Annotated in this window: 18 protein-coding genes; 7 read left to right on the forward strand and 11 right to left on the reverse strand. The window is 33.3% G+C overall.

Annotated features, from left to right (window positions below; genetic code table 11):
- Positions 1-15: 15 nt before the first annotated feature.
- From BA768_RS16860 to BA768_RS16885, 6 genes are all read left to right on the forward strand, one after another.
- The gene (locus tag BA768_RS16860; RefSeq protein WP_065721711.1) at positions 16-855 is read left to right on the forward strand and encodes an SDR family oxidoreductase; all 840 of its coding nucleotides are present in this window, start codon (positions 16-18) and stop codon (positions 853-855) included.
- A 45-nt stretch (positions 856-900) separates the two neighbouring features.
- On the forward strand, positions 901-1,818 hold the full coding sequence (locus BA768_RS16865; protein ID WP_065721712.1) for a helix-turn-helix domain-containing protein: 918 nt from the start codon (positions 901-903) through the stop codon (positions 1,816-1,818).
- A 138-nt stretch (positions 1,819-1,956) separates the two neighbouring features.
- Positions 1,957-2,655, forward strand: coding sequence for a DsbA family protein (locus BA768_RS16870; RefSeq protein ID WP_065721713.1), 699 nt, complete (start codon positions 1,957-1,959; stop codon positions 2,653-2,655).
- 13 nt (positions 2,656-2,668) lie between these two features.
- Positions 2,669-3,256: a nucleosidase gene (locus tag BA768_RS16875; RefSeq protein ID WP_065721714.1), complete on the forward strand. Its 588-nt coding sequence runs from the start codon at positions 2,669-2,671 to the stop codon at positions 3,254-3,256.
- Between the two features lie 101 nt (positions 3,257-3,357).
- Entirely contained in the window at positions 3,358-4,599 is a 1,242-nt protein-coding gene (locus BA768_RS16880) for a MutS-related protein (protein WP_065721715.1), read from the forward strand.
- Between the two features lie 432 nt (positions 4,600-5,031).
- Entirely contained in the window at positions 5,032-5,535 is a 504-nt protein-coding gene (locus tag BA768_RS16885) for a hypothetical protein (protein ID WP_065721716.1), read from the forward strand.
- Between the two features lie 46 nt (positions 5,536-5,581).
- Here BA768_RS16885 and BA768_RS16890 read toward each other — a convergent pair whose 3' ends face one another.
- Complete coding sequence (locus BA768_RS16890) at positions 5,582-6,613, reverse strand: threonine aldolase family protein (RefSeq protein ID WP_065721717.1); 1,032 nt, start codon at positions 6,611-6,613, stop codon at positions 5,582-5,584.
- A gap of 85 nt (positions 6,614-6,698) precedes the next feature.
- On the opposite strand from BA768_RS16890, the gene BA768_RS16895 reads away from it, so the two are divergent.
- Complete coding sequence (locus BA768_RS16895) at positions 6,699-7,352, forward strand: metal-dependent transcriptional regulator (RefSeq protein ID WP_065721718.1); 654 nt, start codon at positions 6,699-6,701, stop codon at positions 7,350-7,352.
- Positions 7,353-7,389: 37 nt separating this feature from the next.
- On the opposite strand, the gene BA768_RS16900 is transcribed toward BA768_RS16895, so the two are convergent.
- The 10 genes from BA768_RS16900 to BA768_RS16945 all read right to left on the reverse strand — a co-directional run bounded on the left by BA768_RS16900 (position 7,390) and on the right by BA768_RS16945 (position 18,838).
- Positions 7,390-7,968 (reverse strand): glutathione peroxidase, encoded by a 579-nt coding sequence (locus tag BA768_RS16900; protein WP_065721719.1) that lies wholly within the window; start codon positions 7,966-7,968, stop codon positions 7,390-7,392.
- A gap of 17 nt (positions 7,969-7,985) precedes the next feature.
- Positions 7,986-8,648 (reverse strand): histidine kinase, encoded by a 663-nt coding sequence (locus BA768_RS16905; RefSeq protein WP_065721720.1) that lies wholly within the window; start codon positions 8,646-8,648, stop codon positions 7,986-7,988.
- Positions 8,649-8,790: 142 nt separating this feature from the next.
- Positions 8,791-9,513, reverse strand: a complete 723-nt coding sequence (kdsB, locus tag BA768_RS16910) for a 3-deoxy-manno-octulosonate cytidylyltransferase (protein WP_065721721.1) — start codon at positions 9,511-9,513, stop codon at positions 8,791-8,793.
- A gap of 212 nt (positions 9,514-9,725) precedes the next feature.
- Positions 9,726-12,560, reverse strand: a complete 2,835-nt coding sequence (locus tag BA768_RS16915; protein WP_065721722.1) for a VIT domain-containing protein — start codon at positions 12,558-12,560, stop codon at positions 9,726-9,728.
- Positions 12,561-12,572: 12 nt separating this feature from the next.
- Positions 12,573-13,922, reverse strand: a complete 1,350-nt coding sequence (locus tag BA768_RS16920; protein WP_065721723.1) for a trypsin-like peptidase domain-containing protein — start codon at positions 13,920-13,922, stop codon at positions 12,573-12,575.
- Positions 13,923-14,011: 89 nt separating this feature from the next.
- On the reverse strand, positions 14,012-15,265 hold the full coding sequence (locus BA768_RS16925; protein ID WP_065721724.1) for a pyridoxal phosphate-dependent aminotransferase: 1,254 nt from the start codon (positions 15,263-15,265) through the stop codon (positions 14,012-14,014).
- Positions 15,266-15,493: 228 nt separating this feature from the next.
- On the reverse strand, positions 15,494-17,242 hold the full coding sequence (locus tag BA768_RS16930; protein WP_065721725.1) for a phospho-sugar mutase: 1,749 nt from the start codon (positions 17,240-17,242) through the stop codon (positions 15,494-15,496).
- Positions 17,243-17,322: 80 nt separating this feature from the next.
- The gene (locus BA768_RS16935; protein WP_065721726.1) at positions 17,323-17,679 is read right to left on the reverse strand and encodes a four helix bundle protein; all 357 of its coding nucleotides are present in this window, start codon (positions 17,677-17,679) and stop codon (positions 17,323-17,325) included.
- A 74-nt stretch (positions 17,680-17,753) separates the two neighbouring features.
- The gene (locus BA768_RS16940; protein ID WP_034676167.1) at positions 17,754-18,455 is read right to left on the reverse strand and encodes a GIN domain-containing protein; all 702 of its coding nucleotides are present in this window, start codon (positions 18,453-18,455) and stop codon (positions 17,754-17,756) included.
- On the reverse strand, positions 18,455-18,838 hold the full coding sequence (locus BA768_RS16945) for a hypothetical protein (RefSeq protein ID WP_123947139.1): 384 nt from the start codon (positions 18,836-18,838) through the stop codon (positions 18,455-18,457). Before BA768_RS16945 ends, BA768_RS16940 begins: the two co-directional genes overlap by 1 nt.
- Between the last annotated feature and the right edge of the window lie 2 nt (positions 18,839-18,840).

An 18,840-nucleotide genomic window follows, 5' to 3' on the forward strand; every position in this document is an offset into this window, starting at 1 on the left:
TAAAATATTTAAAAAATGGACACACAAAAAGTATGGTTTGTAACCGGAGCATCAAAAGGTTTAGGTTTAACCTTAGTAAAAAGATTATTGAATGAAGGATATTCTGTAGCCGCAACTTCCAGAAACCTGTCAGAATTGAAATCTGCGGTAGGTTATGAAAGTGCATCATTTCTTCCTTTAGAGATGGATTTGATCAACGAAGCAAGTGTAGCAGAATCAATTAAAAAAACAGCAGATCATTTTGGGAAGATCGACATCATTGTCAACAACGCTGGTTACGGACAATTAGGGACTTTGGAAGAATTAACAGATGAAGAAAGCCGTAAAAACTTTGATACCAATGTTTTCGGTTCGTTGAACGTCATCAGAAAAGCAATGCCTTATTTGAGAGAACAAAAAAATGGGCATATCATTAACATTGCTTCGATTGGCGGTCTTTCAGGTGATTTCCCGGGATGGGGAATTTATTGTGCCACCAAATTTGCTGTCGTTGGATTTACAGAATCTTTAGCTGTTGAAGCAAAAGAATTCGGCATCAACGCAACCGTAATTTATCCGGGATATTTCAGAACAGATTTCTTAACAGGCGGCTCTCTCCGAACTCCTGAAAATGAGATCGATGCTTACAAAACAGCAAGAGATGTTCAGGCTGCGCACGAAAAAGAGATCAACGGAAATCAGCCGGGAGATCCTGAAAAAGCCGCAAAAGCCATGATAGAGTTGGCGGCGATGGAAAATCCACCGGTTCATTTGGTTTTAGGTTCGGATGCATTTCAGATGGCAAACAATAAATTAACCTCACTTCAGACTGAAATTTCTGATTTTAAAACTTTGAGTACATCTACAGATTATTAACTTTGTAAAGGCAACAGCAAGAAACTGTTGCCTTATTTTAAAATTATGGCAAACAGAAAATTATACAGCATTGATACAGTTTCTGAACTTCACAAAATTTCAGGATTGCCACAACCGCAACATCCGCTTATTAGTCTTGTTGATTACAGTCAGGTAGAATATCAGATCGAAGAATCGGAAATCAGCTGGATTCAGGATTTGTATTTTATCGGCTTCAAAAGAGATTTGCAGGGGAAACTTCACTACGGTCAAAGTCAGTACGATTTCGATGGTGGTTTGCTTTGCTTTATTGCACCAAGACAGCTCGTAAAAATGATTATTGAGAAATATGATAAGAAACCTTCCGGATATCTTCTCGCATTTCACCCAGATTTTATCTGGAATACATCTTTGGCAAAAACCATTCATCAGTATGAATTTTTCGGTTACGACGTGAACGAAGCCTTATTTCTTTCTGAAAAAGAAGAGGAAACCTTAATCGGACTTTTCAAAGGAATTGAAAAAGAATATCAATCCGGAATCGATCAGTTTACCCAGAATATTATTATTTCTCAGATTGAAGTTATTCTGAATTACTGTGAAAGATTTTATCAGCGTCAGTTTATTACCAGAAAGAAAAGCAATCACCAAATTTTGGATAAGCTTGAATTATTTCTTGAGCAATATTTCACGGGAGAAAAAATTATTAATAACGGACTTCCAACCGCACAATCAATCGCTGAACAACTGAATGTGTCAACGAATTATCTTAGCAGCTTACTAAAATCACTTACCGGACAGACAACGCAGCAGCACATTCACGGAAAACTGATCGAAAAAGCCAAAGAAAAACTTTCGACTACCGAGCTTACCGTCAGTGAAATTGCTTATGAACTGGGATTTGAGCACTCACAGTCGTTCAGCAAATTATTTAAAGCTAAAACTGATATTTCGCCTTTGGAATTTAGGAAATCTTTTAATTAAAATTAAAGACTTAATTTAATTATTTATGTTCAAAAGGCCTTTCATGGAAAAAAACTATGGTATATAATTTATTTTTTAACTGTTCAGTTTCGGTCTATCCATCAACGAATACTTATATTTACCTAAATTTTAAATTCAATGAAAATAGAAATCTGGTCGGATGTGATGTGTCCGTTCTGTTATATAGGAAAAAAGAATTTTGAACAGGCTTTGGAAAATTTAGCGTTTAAAGATGAGGTAAAAGTAGAGTGGAAGAGCTTTCAGCTTGATCCGACTTTGGAACAATCGAAAACTAAAACCACTGCAGAATATTTCAGAGAGAAAAAAGGTTTTCCTGAAGAACAGGCTAAACAGATGACCAACCAGGTAATGCAGATGGGAAAAGCTTCAGGAATTGATTTTAATTTTGAAAAAGCTTTGATTACTAACACTTTTACGGCTCACAAACTTCTTCATTTAGCCAAAAAACACGACAAGGCTTCCGAAATGGAAGAGGAGCTATTTAAAGCTCATTTTCTGGATGGTAAAAATGTCGGCGATGTTGAAACTTTGGTTTCTTTGGCGGTCTCATTAGGAATTGATGCTGATGAAGCAAAAAATTCTTTAGAATCAGATCAATTTGATTACGAAATTAATCAGGATATTTTAGAAGCAAGGAATAACGGAATTACAGGCGTTCCGTTTTTTATTCTGAATGGAAAATACGGAGTTTCCGGCGCTCAACCATCTGAAGTTTTCAAAAATGCATTGACCCAGACATACGAAGAAACGGTTGTTCCTTTTAAAGACCAGTCTCAGAATAATTTATCATGTGATGCAGACGTTTGTTCAATTTAACATAATATAATCCATGATTACATTAAATAAAGAATTGACCTATCCGATTTCAGAAACACTTTTTGTTTTTGCTTTGGATTATGAGGCCGGAAAAGTTTTTGATCACACCAGAAAATTAATTACAGGAATCGGAAAAGTAAATGCTGCCATCGAACTTACAAAAGCCATTCACGAAAAAAAACCAAAACTGATCGTCAATCTCGGTTCGGCAGGTGGAAATGGCTTTCAAAAAGGAGAGGTGATCTGCTGTACTCAGTTTATCCAGCGTGATATGGATGTGAGAGGTTTAGGTTTTAAAAAATTTGAAACACCACTTTCCGGAATTCCTGTTATTTTGGAAAACGGATTGAAAATGGATCATCTGAAAGAAGGAATTTGTGGAACCGGTGACAGTTTTGAGATGAATCACCTCAATACAGAATACAACGTCATTGATATGGAAGCTTATTCTTTAGCCCTAATTGCAATGCAGGAAAAGATTCCTTTTCTGTGTTTAAAATATATTTCCGACGACGCAGGAAGTGACGCAGCGGATGATTGGTCGGTTCAGGTGCATTTGGCTTCTGAGGCTTTTAAACAAATATTATTTTCAGAGATTTAAATTGATCTTTAAAAAAAATTACAATATTTTAAGAAATTTTAAAACAGAATTCAGAATTAAATAGATAGTTTTACTCATGAAAACTTAAACACAGATGAATCATGGAAAACGTTTCTGAAATTGCAGCTCATTTTGATTTCACTCAAACCAGAAAATCGAAACGATATCTTAATTCGTTTTTTAATCAAAAGTCATTCAATAAAAATCAGACACTTTATGTGCAACAAAAACTAAAGCTATTTTTAGCGAATTTTGAAATTATTGAGTATTACAGAATTAACGAAAGTAAAGTTAATGGGATTCAAAAGTTTCTGGATGAGTTCAATATCAATCAATATAATCTGATTTCAAGTTTAAAGTATAGAGAATATTTCAGAGAAATCAATACAAACATTTCTTTGTTGATCGACTTCTTTTATCATTTTGAATTGCTTTTAAGAAATTTTAAAATGAAGGAAGTATGTCCGAAATTTTTTATAGAAATTGAAGAACAGATCCTTTTTATCAATTCATTATCAGTATATGAACAATATAACAAAGACCTCGATTTCAAGGAAAAGAAAAACTTTTTGAAGATTATAACACATGAAAATAAAAAGAAAAATTTTGAATCTTTCTGGAGTTTTTTCTACCTGTTTGATGTGTATTCGAGTATTGCAAAAGGAATTAAAATTAATAACTTAGTATTTCCTAAATTCAATTCTGAAAATGCTTTTAACATTGAGAATTTTTACCATTTAGATCTAAAAAATGCAGTTAAAAATACTTTACAGGTAGATCATAAAAATACGCTTGTTTTCACTGGAGCCAATATGTCGGGGAAATCTACAGCAATGAAGTCGATAAGCATTATTATTTTGTTGGCTCATCTGGGAATTGCTGTTCCAGCAGATTATTCTGATATCCCTTTTTATGATAGTATTTTCATGTATTTTTCAGTAAATGACAATCTGAAAGAAGGCTACAGTCATTTTGCTCAGGAAATTATGAATGTAAAAAATGTTTTATTAGAGCTAAAATCAAAAAACTGTTTCGTTGTTTTTGATGAAATTTTCAGCGGAACTAATATTAATGATGCAACTCAAATTACTGTAAAAACTGTAAATGGTTTTTCGAAATTTAAAAATTCAATGTTTATTTTTTCTACGCATTTAAATCTGATCGAAAATCATTTGATAACAAATAGAAATATTTTAATGTTGCATTTGGAATCTTTTTTAGAAAATAATAAGTTATCATTCACATATCAATTAAAGGAAGGTTGGTCTAAACTCGAAATTGGGAAAATTCTTTTTGATGAGTATGGTTTGAATAAATTATTGGATATGGAAGTTGATTATTAATGTTAAGTGATTTGAATAAATTTCAAAAGTTCAAAAAATATCCAATTTAACATAATATAAATTATAGGATTTTTTTATTACGCATAATAGGAGACTACTGGTCTCAATTTTTAGTCATTATAAATCAATTTTAACTAATTAATTATTTATTTGCTTAATCAAATTATTATGGAAATATTTCAAGCGATTCTCAAAGATTAGATTTCATAATTATATTTAAGGAGTTTAGAAATTTTCTGCATTCTAAAAATTTTCTAACTCAAAATGTTAATTTAGAATTTCCTTTAAATTGAAATATTTTAAACAAAAAAAATTTTAAGCGATTCTCAGCGATTAGGATTTTATTTAAACTATAATTATTTTAAAAACCTTTATCATTCAAATCACAATGATTAAATTAGCCAATACAAAGTTTAACATAATATTGAAATTATGAAAAAGTATATTGCAATCAGTGCATTATCTCTTGTATTAATGAACTGTAATAAAAAACCTGAACCTGTACAACCAGTGACAACCACAGATTCTACAGAAACTCCGACAGAAAAAGTTGTTGATACTTTAGGCGCCAAAACATTTTGCTATTTGGGTGTTACCGGAAAAGACAGCGTTTTTGTAAGTCTGGATGATAATTTGGGAACATTTTCCGGGAAAATGGCCTATAAAAATATTGAAAAAGACAGTTCGAAAGGCGAATTATCCGGCTTCAAATCTGGTGATACACTCAAACTTACGTATGAATTTGCTTCCGAAGGAACTACCAGTAAAAGAGATATTTTCTTTATTCAAAAAGGAAACACTTTAACGGAAGGAACTGGAAATCAGAAAGATGAAAACGGAATAATGCGTTATGCCGATAAAAAGAAAATTTCTTACAAGGACGGTCAGAAATTAGAATCTGCAGATTGCAAAACAATTGCAAATGCATTAAAATAATATTTAAATAATACTTAAAATGCAGCTTCTGAAGCTGCATTTTTATTTATAATTCACTTGTAAAAGTTTCGATAAACTCTTCAACAGCTTTATTTTGTGTATTCCATGAAGTAATTAAGCGAATTGCCGATAAATTTTCATCTACTTTTTTCCAGACATAAAATTCAAATTTTTCAGATAAAACTTCAATCATTCTATACGTTAAAATCGGGAAAATCTGATTGGTATACGTATCGGAAAGAAACTGTACTCCCCTTTCAGACAAAGCATTTTTAATCTTCATCGCCTGTTGATTGGCATTTTTAGCTAAATTAAAATAAAGATCATTCTGCATCAGCTCTAAAAACTGAATTCCCAAAAGTCTGCCTTTTGCCAGCAATGCTCCTTTCTGTTTGATATTAAACGCAAAATCCTGCTGCAAATCTTTATTATTAATAACAATTGCTTCTCCCAATAAAGCTCCGTTTTTAGTTCCACCCAAATAAAAAACATCAGTTAATTCGGCAATGTCTTTTAAGGTTAAATCACTAATTTCAGAGGTTAAAGCGTGGCCTAATCTTGCCCCGTCCATAAAGAGATACAGATTATTTTCTTTGCAGAATCTTGAAAGATTTTCCAGTTCTTTCTTAGTATAAATCGTCCCCAATTCGGTCGAGTTTGAAATATAAACCAGCTTTGGCATTACCTGATGCGGAATATTTTTGTGACTTTCCAAAACAGGAATAATGTCTGACGGATTTAGTTTTCCATCTTCTTTTTCTATGCTTAAAATTTTATGTCCGGTTGCTTCAATTGCTCCGGTTTCATTATTTAAAATATGTCCGGTAGCTGCAGAAATTACACATTGATAAGGTCTTAAAATCGAAGAAATGACAATCAGGTTTGCCTGTGTTCCGCCTGAAACAAAATAAATTTCAGAATCAGGATTTTCAATTTTATTTTTAATTAAACTTTTAGCTTTCTGAGAATATTCATCATCGCCATAACCAGCCTGCTGATCAAGATTATTTCTAAGAAGAGATTCTAAAATCTGCGGATGACACCCTTCTGAATAATCGTTTTTAAAGGAAAATTTCATAAAGTAAAATTAAAAAAACTTAAACGAACAAGACCCATCTTTAAAAAATATTTTGTTAGATTTGTAATGAAAATCGTCTAACATTTTGAAAACAACATTAACAGAAGAAAATTATCTGAAAGCTTTGTTTCATGTAGTTGACCATGAAGGAAAAGTAACGATTAACGAACTGAGCAAATTTCTCAATGTGAAAATGCCGAGCGTTAATAACATGATGAAGAAATTCGCAGATAAAAGCTGGGTAATTTATGAAACTTACAAACCGCTGAGAGTTACAGAAAAAGGCAGACGTGAAGCTGCTTTGGTGGTAAGAAAGCACCGTCTTACTGAAATGTTTCTGGTTAAGAAAATGAATTTCGGCTGGGAAAATGTACATGAAATCGCCGAACAGCTTGAACATGTTCATTCACAGGTTTTTTTCGATAAAATGGATGAAATTTTAGACTATCCGAAATTCGATCCTCATGGCGAACCAATTCCCGATAAAGATGGAAATATCATATCTCAGGATTTACAGAAACTGAGCAACTGTAAAGTTGGTGAAACGGTAGTTTTTGCTTCTGTTACTTTATCCGACGATGCTTTCCTGAATTATCTTACCGAAAGAAATCTTCTTTTAAATACTAAAATCAAGATTGTCAAGATTGAAGATTTTGATAAATCTGTTACGATAGAAATTTCAGGAAAGACTGAAATTCTAAGCAAAAAAGCAACAGAAAAGATTCTTGTAAAGCATTAATACAATAAAAAAGCGGATCAAAAATCCACTTTAAAAATTATTTCAAATACTTGGTAATCTCTTCGTCAGTAGGTTTCACTTTACTTACAAAACTGTCAATCAATTTACCATTTTCATCTAATAAAAACTTTGTAAAGTTCCACTGAATTTCGGTGTCTTTCACACCATTCAGACTTTTTTCTGAAAGGTATTTAAAAATTGGAGCCGTATCTTCTCCTTTTACAGAAACTTTAGATGCTAAAGGAAAAGTAACCCCGTAATTTTTCTGGCAGAATGCTCCGATTTCAACATTGGTTCCTGGTTCCTGACCTCCAAAATTGTTTGCAGGAAAACCTACTACAACAAGCTTGTCTTTATATTCATTCGAAAGCTTTTCCAAATCTGCATATTGTGGTGTAAATCCGCATTCTGAAGCCGTGTTTACTATAAGAATTTTCTTGCCTTTATAATCTGCAAAATTGATGGTTTTACCTTCTTCAAGGGCATCCACTTTATAATCGTATATTGATTTTGACATAACTTTGTTTGTTTTTACTTTAGGAACTTCATTTTTTTTCTGTGCACAGCTGTTAAAAAATGCACCCAATGAAATCAGCACTATGAAAATCTTTTTCATAAGAAATTTTTTATTAATTAAAATTTAAAACTGTTTGCCGGAAATACTTTGTTGATTTCCACTTTATTCAGAAGCATTACGTAATCGCCGTCTTTTTTGGCGCTCGAAGATTCTAATCTGAAAGGCATCATCAAATTTCCTACCTTTTTGTAATTTGAATATGTTAAAGTTTCATCTTTTTTCATTTCCTTCAAAAGCATGAACGATTTTGTGTCGAAATAGTAGTAATTTTTATTTACATTTTTAGTCAGCTCTACTTTGTGACAGTAGATCTCTCCTACTTTTTCTTTCCCTAAATATTTGGCTTCAAAACCTTTATTTTCCCAATCAATAAAATCATTATCAAAACTTTCTGGTATATATTCCGGATAAACCTGAAGCTTATTGGTTGCATAATTCATCGCATAGCCTTTTGTACCGTCATAACCTTCAATAGCAGTATCTTTTCCACCCATTGTGATTACGGTTTTGGTTAAATTTGGCCTTTGCTGATATATTTTGATCGGATATTCGTCTTTAATTCCCAAAATTACTTTTCCCTGAAGTAATACTGAATTCAAAAGCTTCCAATTGGTTAATCCTCCCGATAATTCTATGTTTTTGTCGATAATTTCTTTAGCAGTCTGAGCAAAAGACAATTGCGAAATAATCAGAACGAAAACGATAAGTAATTTCTTCATTAAATCAATTTATAAATTCAAATATAAGCCTTTCTTGGAAAATGTAGCAATGTAGCAGTTTAACAGTGTAACAAAATATCACAATTTTGTAATGTATTTTTAAATCACAAACCTTTTACCTTTTTACTTTTGTCTTGGCTCTTTACAATAGCTTTCTCGCTTTCTCCAAATCTTCAGGTGTATCAATTCCTACTCCGATGAAATTGGTTTCAATTAATTTAATTTTCATTCCGTATTCCAGGTAACGGATGCATTCTATCTTTTCTGAAATCTCCAAAGGTTTCATTTCCAATTTTGAAAATTGAAGCAGAGCATGTTTTCTGAAAGCATAAACTCCGATGTGTTTAAAATAATCAATATCATAAGAAACTTCTCGGTGAAAAGGAATTACCGAACGGCTGAAATACAAAGCAAAACCATTGTTATCGGTAATTACTTTTACATTATTCGGGTTTTCAATTTCCTCTTTTTCGTGAAGTTTTATTTTTAAAGAAACTAAGGAAATTTCCTGATTATCATCGGCTCTAAAAACTTCAATCAGCTGCTGTAAAGGTTCTAATTTTAAGAACGGTTCATCACCCTGAACATTGATGACAATATCACAGTCTATATTTTGTACCGCTTCTGCAATCCGGTCGCTTCCGGTTTCATGTTGACCGGTCATTACTGCTTTTCCGCCATGATTTTGAATTTCATTAAAGATAATCTCAGAATCTGTTGCGACAAAAACTTCATCGAAAAGACCGGTTTCCACAACATTTTGGTAGGTTGTTGTAATAACTGTTTTTTTACCTAAAACCTGCATCAGTTTTGCGGGAAAACGGCTGGCTTCATAACGTGCAGGAATAACAGCAATGATTTTCATTATTTAATTTTTCTTATTTATAATTAATTGTAGTTCTTCAACAGTGAATCTCACGCAGCCCGACTTGAACGGAGCTCTTTTTGCAGGAACGAAGTGCAAGCAAAAAAGCGGGAGTGGAAGGCGGTAAAGCTGCCCAAAAAAATCTATTCGAAAATATGAACAGAAATATAAATTGCCGAAGTACAAACCTTCGGCAATTTATGTGATTTTTCTTAAAACTCAAATTCTCCTATCAGAATTTTGCTGTCATCTTCCTGTTTATTTTCTTTCTGACTCTGGAAAACAGCAATTTTCCTTTCCTGTCTTCCATCAGAATAATACAGATACACCTCTGCCATAATTGTCGTTGGTCCCGAAAGAATATTCTGTCTTTCACCAAAAAAGTTGGTTTTGATTTTATATTTTCCTTTAATGGCTTTTTTCAGTAAAAACTGTTCCGGACCGAATCCTTGTGTAAAATCATTGCTGATTCTTCCGCCGATTGCAGTGGACTTGTGCTGATAAGAGCAGTCCTCACCTTTCGGATCTGTTACCCAAAGATCGATGTCGGTGTTGTCTTTATTCCAATTAATCACCACACGAATATCTACAGGCAAATCTGCTTTCAGACGGTCATCGATTTTGCTTGCCTCAACGTTTTTATTTTGTTTTAAAATATTGTTGATTTCCATAATCAGAATTTCCTCAATTCCGTTGTCACGCACAGAAATTTCATCTGTGAACTCCTGATACAGCAGAGATTTATAAATATTTAAAGCTTCCTGAGGTCTTTTGTTATCAACCAAAGCCAAAGCGTAATCTCTGTGACTTTGTGTATCGAAAGGCCGCCATTCAAGAATTTTCTGAGTGATCCACAATTCTTTATCGTAATGACCTCTCTGTTTTAAAAGATAATAAATCGTTTTATACAATTCTTCGTTTTCAAGATCCAACTCAGCTAAAGTACTCAAAACTTTTAAAGATAATTCTTTGTTTCCTTTTTTGAAAAGCAATTTAGAAATATCAAAATAATAAGAAACCTGTTTTTCATGTTTTGAACGGTTTTCTAAATATTTCTGATAGATGACATCTGCCGACTGCAAATTCTGGAAATCTTTCATGTATTCTGCAGTGCTTTCTACATCGACTAAAGTGATTTTTCCTTTTGGCTTAACTTCAGATTCTGCCAATTTCGCAGAGCTTAGAATTTCTATTGCTTGATCACCTTCAGAAGAAATTCGCATCTCTAAAGGAGCCGGAGGTGGCGTTGCATCAACAACAGATTGATTAGAAACTCTTGGATATTCCTTTTTTTCTACAGGTTTAAATTCGGTATTCCACCAAGTTTTTAATTCTCTGGTTTTATCAAATGCTTTGGATAACAGATTTTTTCTTTGTTCTAAAACTCGGCCTTTATTTTGAGAAACGATTTTCTGATAATCAGCCAATAATTCCTGCGGCGGTGTAATTTTGTAGCGTACATAATCATTAATATCATCCAGAACAATTAAACTTGTGTTTTTACTGACAACACCAAATTGTTCACTGATGTTTTTAATTTCCTGACGGTTTTGTGTGGAATTTAATTCCAGCTCATTGATTTTTCTCTGAGCCCAAAACCGAGCAACCTGCCAATTTTCCAACTGTTGAGGTTTTGAAAAATCAACCGGAACTTCAAATTTTTCATTTCCAACTGAGAAAATTGCCGTCAAATTTCCGACATTACCTGTTGTAATTCCAAAAATATTAATTGGTTCACTGATGACCGAACCAATATTTGGAAACAATTCCTGCATATTCGGATTTTCTTTAAATCCTAAAAAACGAACGGGTAATCTTTTGTATGTTTTTAAAGCAGATTGTGTTTCCAGTTCATTTAAATTAATAAAATTTCCGCCTGACTGGTTCGCCAATAATTTAAGCAGATTAAAATCAGAAGTTGGTGTACTTGAAATACTGTTTAAAGGCTTCTTAAACTTCATCGTTAAATCTCCGAAATTGGAAATTCCATCAGAAAATAAAAGATATTCTTCTACTCCACTGACTTCTTTTAATGCGCCGAAATCTGTTCCGCCGTCATATTTTACATTTAAAATTCTATTTTTCAGTTCACTCCAGTTTCCCTGAGAAATACTGAATTCTTCAATTTTTTCGAAAGTATTATTTAACAAAGAAAAAGAAACGGAAACATTTTTATTGTCTGCAAAATAAGCATCTAAAAACTGTAATTCTTTATCACGGTTTCTCTTCGAACCACTGTAAGAATTATCCCAGATAATTGCAATTTTCTGAGATTTTGGTTTCTCTTTTACAGGAAAATCTAATCCTACATTGGCTGCAAAATAAAATTTATCGCCTGAAGCTTTTTGCAAAACAACATTTGATGAATTTTGATTTTTAGGAATCGTCACTTTTAAACTTTCATTTGGTGTAAAATCTGTTTTGTTGATTTCTGCAATCCATTGATTTCCCTGTTTCTGAAAAGCAAAACTTCCATCCGGATTTTCTAAAATCTTTGGCATGGTTGCCGTTTCGCTGATCCAGACCTTCAGATTAAATTTTGGAATTGTGGTTGCATTCGCAAAGCTTAAAAAATATTGATAATCAGAAGCGAAGTTCTTCAATTCCTGATGATAGATAATCTGAATCGTTCGTGTTCCTTTTTCAGGTAACGGATAAATTCTCGTTCTGAAATTATTTCCTTCTACTTTTTCGATAATTCCGGGATCAACATTTCTTCTTTCGATGCTTTCAAAAACTTCTTTGGCTCTTTCTTTGGGAACAGGAACTGCATTTCTCAGTTTTCCGTTGATGTCTAAAGCATAGCCACTCACTGAAACGCCTTCAGGAAGAGGAAAAGTAAGATTGCCTTCGAGAATTCTGCTGCTGGGATTATAAAAAGTGTATGTTGCTGTCGTTGTGGCAAGATTACCTAAAATTTTGGTGTCAATTTTAGCTTCCTGAAGAATAACAGGATGTTTTTTCTGGTTCTCCACTTCCAGAGTGGGAATTTGTGCAAATGCAATACTGAAAGCCAGCGTTGCCATAAGACTGATTATTTTTTTCATAGTGAATTGTGTTTAATTAATATGATCGACTTTTACTTCTGCAGCTAAAAACGGATAAACAGAATTGATCTGTTTAGCAATAATCCCGAAATTGTAGCCCTGTACTTTTTCAAGTCCGCTGAAATTAACGGCTATTAACTGTCCGCAATTGTTAAATATCGGAGAACCGCTTGCTCCATGCGTTGATGTTACGCTGTATTGAATTTTTGTTCCGTCTGATTCTTTACTGATTTGCCCGTCATACAGCTGAACTTTAATTCCTGAAATAGTTTGCGCTAAATCTTCGCCTAAAGGATAACCGATCATCACTGCTTTTTCACCCGGACGCAAAGTCTGGTCATCAGTTACAGCATGTTCAAGATTTATAATATTTACAACCGTATTTGGTGTTTCTTTGGTAGTCAATTGTAAAACACCTAAGTCGACCGATACATCTTCAGAAATTTTTTCGATCGTGCATGGCAACCATTCTTCGGCAGAGTTATGCAGAGCGACAGAAATATCAATCGTCTTCATGTACACTTCAATATATTCTTCAGAGATATAGTCTTTATGAGGGATTGAAGCAGCAATATCAACGGCTTCTGCGGTTGAGTCTACTGTTGGTTGATCTGATGTTACAAATTCTTCTCCTTGGTCTGCTTCGCCTTCACCATCATGATAATCACTTTCTCCTTCTTCATCATATTCAGAAGATGCATTTCCCCAGTTTGATGTGATAAAAGTTTCGTACCCATCTTCCGAAATATCAGTTGTAAGAATGGAAGCAATTTTTCTGCGGATATTTGAAGCATCTGTATTAAGCTTATCAATATTTTCAGGAGAATTCCAGGGTTGGAGAACATGACTGTTGGAAATCATATTTCCTTTTTTATCAACAAAAAATGCAGTCCCGAAAAGCGTTTCTTCAGAAACATCAGGAAGATTCAGCTGAACTTCTTTTCCTTTAATTTTGGCAAAAAATCCGTATCGATGTTTTACCATCACAACCGCATCTTTATAGGCATCATAAATTTTGGTATCGGTATCTAAACAGACGTTTTCGGCAATCGGTTCAACCTGGTGATTTTTATAATAATTATATCCAAAGTAAGAAGCTCCACCCAACAATATAATTCCGCCAAGACTGAAGAATGCAATTTTATAGGGATTTCTTTTCTTTTTTTCGGTAACAGGTAAAGTTTGTTCAGGTTGTTTTTCTACAGGCTTCTCTCTAATTTCATTTGAAGAATTTTCAGAACTTAGATTTTCAGATTCTAAATTTTGCTGCTCCGAAAAATCATCAGAAGGCGAATTATTGTTTTGCTGTGATTGATTTTTATCCAACTCGTTTTGGTCGGATTCATTTTTTTCATGATCCATTTGTGCTCAATATTAAGTGTTTATAATAAAAAAGTTGATTCTTAAAATAAGAATCAACTTGTGGTATAAATTTAAAAAAATATTTTAGATTATTTCAAATTTTTTAATGCATTCTCTAATTTCGGCATCATTACTTCAATTTCATCAATTGCCAAACCTCCTACAGAAGCTCTGAACCAAGGCTCAGTTTTCTCTTCTCCGAAAGCCGAGAATGGTACTAATGCAACTCCTGCCTCATTAATTAAATAGAAAACAAGATCTGAAGAATTTTCAATAACTGCTCCGTCAGGTTTTGTTTTTCCGATATAATCTAATTTAATGGTAAGATATAAAGCTCCCATCGGCTCAATACTTTCTACCGCTAAACCTTTGGTTTTTAAATCCTGAATTCCGTTGTGAAGAACCTTTAAGCTTTCTTCTAATTTACCTTTAAAATCATGGATAAATGAATTCACATTATCTGCATTCTGGAAATATTTTGCAGTAGCTTCCTGCTCCGGTTTTGGCGCCCAGGCTCCAACGTGAGTCAATAAAGCTTTCATTTTATCGATTACCTGAGAAGGACCAAATCCCCATCCTACACGTACTCCTGTTGCGGCAAGACATTTAGAGATACCTTCGATATAAATTGTAAATTCTCTCATTTCAGGGAAAAGAGACACCGGATCGACATGTTTTGCACCAAAAGTAAGATTAGAATAAATCTGATCGTACATCAAATACAATGGCTTTTCGTCTGCTCCTCTTTTGCTGTTTTCCTCCAAAATCATTTCACAGATTTCTCTTAACTGATCTTCCGTAAACATCGTCCCAGTAGGATTCAGTGGTGAACAAAGCGCTAAAAGAACTGCACCATTTAAGTGTGGTTTCAATTCTGCAGCAGTGGGTAAGAAATTGTTTTCAGGAGTGGTTTTTACTTCTATTGCATCTGCAGAAGTAAGATATGCGTAATGATTGTTGTTCCAAGAAGGTGTAGGATAAATTACCTTATCGCCTTCATCAACGATAGTTTTGTAAACCGCGTAAATCAAAGGTCTCGAACCTGCTGTAATCAGAATATCATTCGCTGAATAGTCTAAATTCCATCTTGATTTTAAATCTTTGGAAACTTCATTTCTCAACGACAATAATCCGTTTGCAGGCGGATAATTGGTCAAATTATTCTGATACGCTTTCTGAATTTCTTCTTTTAATTCTGCAGGAATCGGATACAAATTAGAATTTAAATCCCCAATCGTAAGATTCGCAATTTCTGCTCCTTTCGCTTTTAAATCATTTACTTCATTACCAATTTTTACAATTTCAGAACCAATAAGGTTCGCTGCTAATTTTGAAACTTTCACTTTTATTTACTTTTAATATATTTAGGTTTTTAGGTTGCAGGAATTAAGGTTTAGATAATTATAATGCCTGATTTTAACGCAAAGTTCGCAAAGTTTTTTTTAACAACTAGCTGTTTTTAAGCTCGCAAAGGCGTTTGACTACGTTGAATCTTCGATTTCACTCAGCAAAGAACACAAGGCATTTGCTATAATTTAATATTATCTAAATCTAATTTCGGCAACCTTATTTTAATTCAACTGAAGATCTTTTCTTACTTCTTCAATTTTTGCTTCCAAAGCTTTTAATTTATCTTTAAAATCTGCTTTTGATTCTAATACATCTTTTACAGAAACGTAGAATTTAATTTTTGGTTCTGTTCCCGAAGGTCTTACACAAACTTTTGTTCCGTCCTGAGTGTAATAAATCAAAACATTAGATTTTGGAATGTCATCCATCACATGTTTTTCGTTTTCAGAAACTACGAAATTGGTTTGCTCTTTAAAATCTTTCACTTCTTCCACTAAAGAACCAGCCAATGATTTTGGCGGATTTTCACGGAAATTCTTCATCATATTCTGAATTTCCTCAGCACCGTCTCTACCTTTTTTAACGATATTGATCAAACCTTCGTAATACATTCCGGTTTCCTGATAAATCTCGATCAGATATTCGTACATCGTTTTTCCGTTTGCTTTGCACCAAGCTGCAATTTCACAAGCTAAAATGATACTTCCGCAAGAATCTTTATCACGAACGAAATCTCCGGTCATAAACCCGAAACTTTCTTCACCACCGCAAATGAATTTTTCCTGACCTTCAAAATCACGAATCATTTTTCCGATCCATTTGAAACCTGTTAATCCGACTTTACAGTCAACCCCGAATTTTTCAGCAATATCAAAGAAAATATCTGAAGTTACAATCGTAGAACCGATGAATTCTTTTCCTGTAATTTTGCCTTGTTTTTTCCACTGGTCTAAAATATAATACGTCAAAATGGTATTACATTGATTTCCATTCAATAACTGAATTTCGCCTTCAAGATTTCTAACCGCAATTCCGAGTCTGTCTCCATCAGGATCAGTTCCGATAACAATATCTGCATTGGTGATTTTGGCTAAATCCATTGCCATTTCAAGAGCTGCAGGTTCTTCCGGATTCGGAGAATCTACGGTCGGGAAATTTCCGCTCGGAATCATCTGTTCTTTTACCAAATCTATTTTCTTGAAACCAGCTTTTTCCAAAGCTTTCGGTACAGTTGTATAGGTTGTTCCGTGGATTGATGTGAAAACAATATTCAAATTTCCTTTTCCAACATCCTGATAAGTTGAATTTTCGATACAGGCATTGATGTAAACATCATCCTGCTCCTCTCCGATCCATTCGATTAGATCATCATTTCCATCAAATTTAATATCTTCAAATTTTGTAGAATATACCTCTTTAATGATTGCTTCATCATGTGGCGGAACAATTTGTGCTCCGTCATTCCAATAAACTTTATAACCGTTGTATTCAGGCGGATTGTGAGAAGCCGTCAATACAATTCCTCCATTACATTTTCTGTCACGAACCGTGAAAGACAATTCAGGAGTCGGTCTATGGTTTTTGAACAGCAAAACTTTAATTCCGTTTGCTGTTAAAACATCTGCCACCAATTTTCCGAATTCTTTAGAATTATTTCTCACGTCATAAGCAATCGCAACACTGATTTGGCTCGTCCCTGACTTCGCCGAACCTTCGGTTTCTTCACCTTGGAACTGCTGTAACATATAATTCGCAAGTCCCTGTGTTGCTTGACCTAACGTATATTTATTTAAACGATTGGTTCCAACACCCATAATTCCTCTCATTCCTCCTGTTCCGAACTCCAATTCTCTGTAAAAAGAATCTTCTAAATCAGGAGAATTGCTGTCGATTAATGTTTGAACAGCATCTTTTGTTTCCTGATCAAATGAGTCGCCTAACCAAAGTTTCGCTTTTTCTAATGTTGTCATATTTGTATGTTTTTTTTGGTCGGAAGTTAGAAGTAGGAAGTTGGAGGTCTTCCATCATCCCGTTTCAAGCTTCCAGCTTTTTATTCTTTTATTTTATTTCTAAAAGCTATAATCTGATTCATTAAATTATAACTTTCATTATATAGTTTATTAAATTCTTCTTCTAAAATATAGTTTCTATTCTTTGATTTATAAAGACATGTTACTACTTCGGCTAATGAGCGGATTGAAAATCCTAAAAATTTTCTAAACTCTAATTTAGATTGTAAAATACTTCCTTCGGAAATATTTAGTGCAATAGAATCAGAAGCTCTTCTAATCTGAGAAGTTAAATTAAAAGATTCATCTTTTGGAAATTTTAAAGTAAGTTTATAAATACTTTCTCCAAAATCCATAGACTTTTGCCATATAATTAACTTTTCAAATTTAAAACTCATTTCATTTGTATTAATGATTTGTTTTGAAATTTTAGACTCATAAAACTTCCATCATCCAGCTTCAAACTTCCCGCCTAATTTAATTTCTTGTTTTCTACCTTCGTTGTTTTGTCTACCTTAAAAGCTCTGATCGGATCATTATAATATACAAACTTCGCAGTATTTTTCACGTTTCCTTTTAATGAATCTTTTACATTGACTTCTGCATAATTTCCGTTTTGAGAATCTAAATTCAGATTAACAATCTTCCAATAGGGAGCAATCAAACTAGCGGTATCTGAAATCTTGATGACCGCATCTTTAGTTTCACCCAAAAAATTAGCGCGGCTTCTGTTTTTCATGTCAACTTCTGCCCTTCTTGTGTTGATCGAACCCATAAAAGTAGCGTAATTTTTTAAATTTAATCTAAAATTATCAGTTTTAATTTCACTAGAAATATTCATTTCCACAGAATCTGAAATTGAAACTTTCTCCAGATTATATTTTGAATAGATCGTAATATTATAAAAATCTACCCCTTTTGTTTTTCTGTTTTCTTTGATTGAAAGGGTTTTATCATCCACATCAATATCCAGATTGTCTGCAATGTTGGGATACGTTTCTACTTCCACAAAATTTTTAGGGCCTTTTGCATAAAATACACGAAACTTTCCATCCAGATCAAGGTTGACAAATTCTTCAACATCGATTTCTTTTTTATCTAAATTTCCTTTGGGAGAAATCTTTCCGCAGGAAAATATAGCCAGTAAACTTAATCCTAAAACTACTTTTTTCATTATTTACTTTTTTTGTAAAGCCAGGTTAGCTTTTTACCATCAATATTCTTCAGAAGCAAATATTTGTTTTCAATAACAGAATAATTAAACTTTATGGGTTCAGGCAGATTAGAATACTGCATGATTAAAGTGTTGTTTTTCAAAGTATAAGTACCTTCACTATTATTTTTACTCCCGACGGAAGAAAAAGATAAATCTTGTTTGAATTCTATGATTCCGGTACCATATTCTTTATTAATATTATTCAGCATTTTATCATCAACTTTGTTTCTGTCACCTTCATTTATACTGATAAATTCCCATTGCGCAGTTATCGGTTCGGAAACTTTCACTTCCGAGCATGACATTAATAATAGACTGAAAATGATGAGATAAAATTTCATAA

This window comes from Chryseobacterium sp. CBo1 (assembly GCF_001693475.1).
GTDB lineage: Bacteria > Bacteroidota > Bacteroidia > Flavobacteriales > Weeksellaceae > Chryseobacterium > Chryseobacterium formosense.

Excerpts from the sequence above, each read along its gene's own strand:
- BA768_RS16860 (WP_065721711.1), top strand. The coding sequence starts at position 16 with ATGGACACACAAAAAGTATGGTTTGTAACCGGAGCATCAAAAGGTTTA.
- BA768_RS16865 (WP_065721712.1), top strand. The coding sequence starts at position 901 with ATGGCAAACAGAAAATTATACAGCATTGATACAGTTTCTGAACTTCAC.
- BA768_RS16870 (WP_065721713.1), top strand. The coding sequence starts at position 1,957 with ATGAAAATAGAAATCTGGTCGGATGTGATGTGTCCGTTCTGTTATATA.
- BA768_RS16875 (WP_065721714.1), top strand. The coding sequence starts at position 2,669 with ATGATTACATTAAATAAAGAATTGACCTATCCGATTTCAGAAACACTT.
- BA768_RS16880 (WP_065721715.1), top strand. The coding sequence starts at position 3,358 with ATGGAAAACGTTTCTGAAATTGCAGCTCATTTTGATTTCACTCAAACC.
- BA768_RS16885 (WP_065721716.1), top strand. The coding sequence starts at position 5,032 with ATGAAAAAGTATATTGCAATCAGTGCATTATCTCTTGTATTAATGAAC.
- BA768_RS16890 (WP_065721717.1), bottom strand. The coding sequence starts at position 6,613 with ATGAAATTTTCCTTTAAAAACGATTATTCAGAAGGGTGTCATCCGCAG.
- BA768_RS16900 (WP_065721719.1), bottom strand. The coding sequence starts at position 7,968 with ATGAAAAAGATTTTCATAGTGCTGATTTCATTGGGTGCATTTTTTAAC.
- BA768_RS16905 (WP_065721720.1), bottom strand. The coding sequence starts at position 8,648 with ATGAAGAAATTACTTATCGTTTTCGTTCTGATTATTTCGCAATTGTCT.
- kdsB (WP_065721721.1), bottom strand. The coding sequence starts at position 9,513 with ATGAAAATCATTGCTGTTATTCCTGCACGTTATGAAGCCAGCCGTTTT.
- BA768_RS16915 (WP_065721722.1), bottom strand. The coding sequence starts at position 12,560 with ATGAAAAAAATAATCAGTCTTATGGCAACGCTGGCTTTCAGTATTGCA.
- BA768_RS16920 (WP_065721723.1), bottom strand. The coding sequence starts at position 13,922 with ATGGATCATGAAAAAAATGAATCCGACCAAAACGAGTTGGATAAAAAT.
- BA768_RS16930 (WP_065721725.1), bottom strand. The coding sequence starts at position 17,242 with ATGACAACATTAGAAAAAGCGAAACTTTGGTTAGGCGACTCATTTGAT.
- BA768_RS16935 (WP_065721726.1), bottom strand. The coding sequence starts at position 17,679 with ATGAGTTTTAAATTTGAAAAGTTAATTATATGGCAAAAGTCTATGGAT.
- BA768_RS16940 (WP_034676167.1), bottom strand. The coding sequence starts at position 18,455 with ATGAAAAAAGTAGTTTTAGGATTAAGTTTACTGGCTATATTTTCCTGC.
- BA768_RS16945 (WP_123947139.1), bottom strand. The coding sequence starts at position 18,838 with ATGAAATTTTATCTCATCATTTTCAGTCTATTATTAATGTCATGCTCG.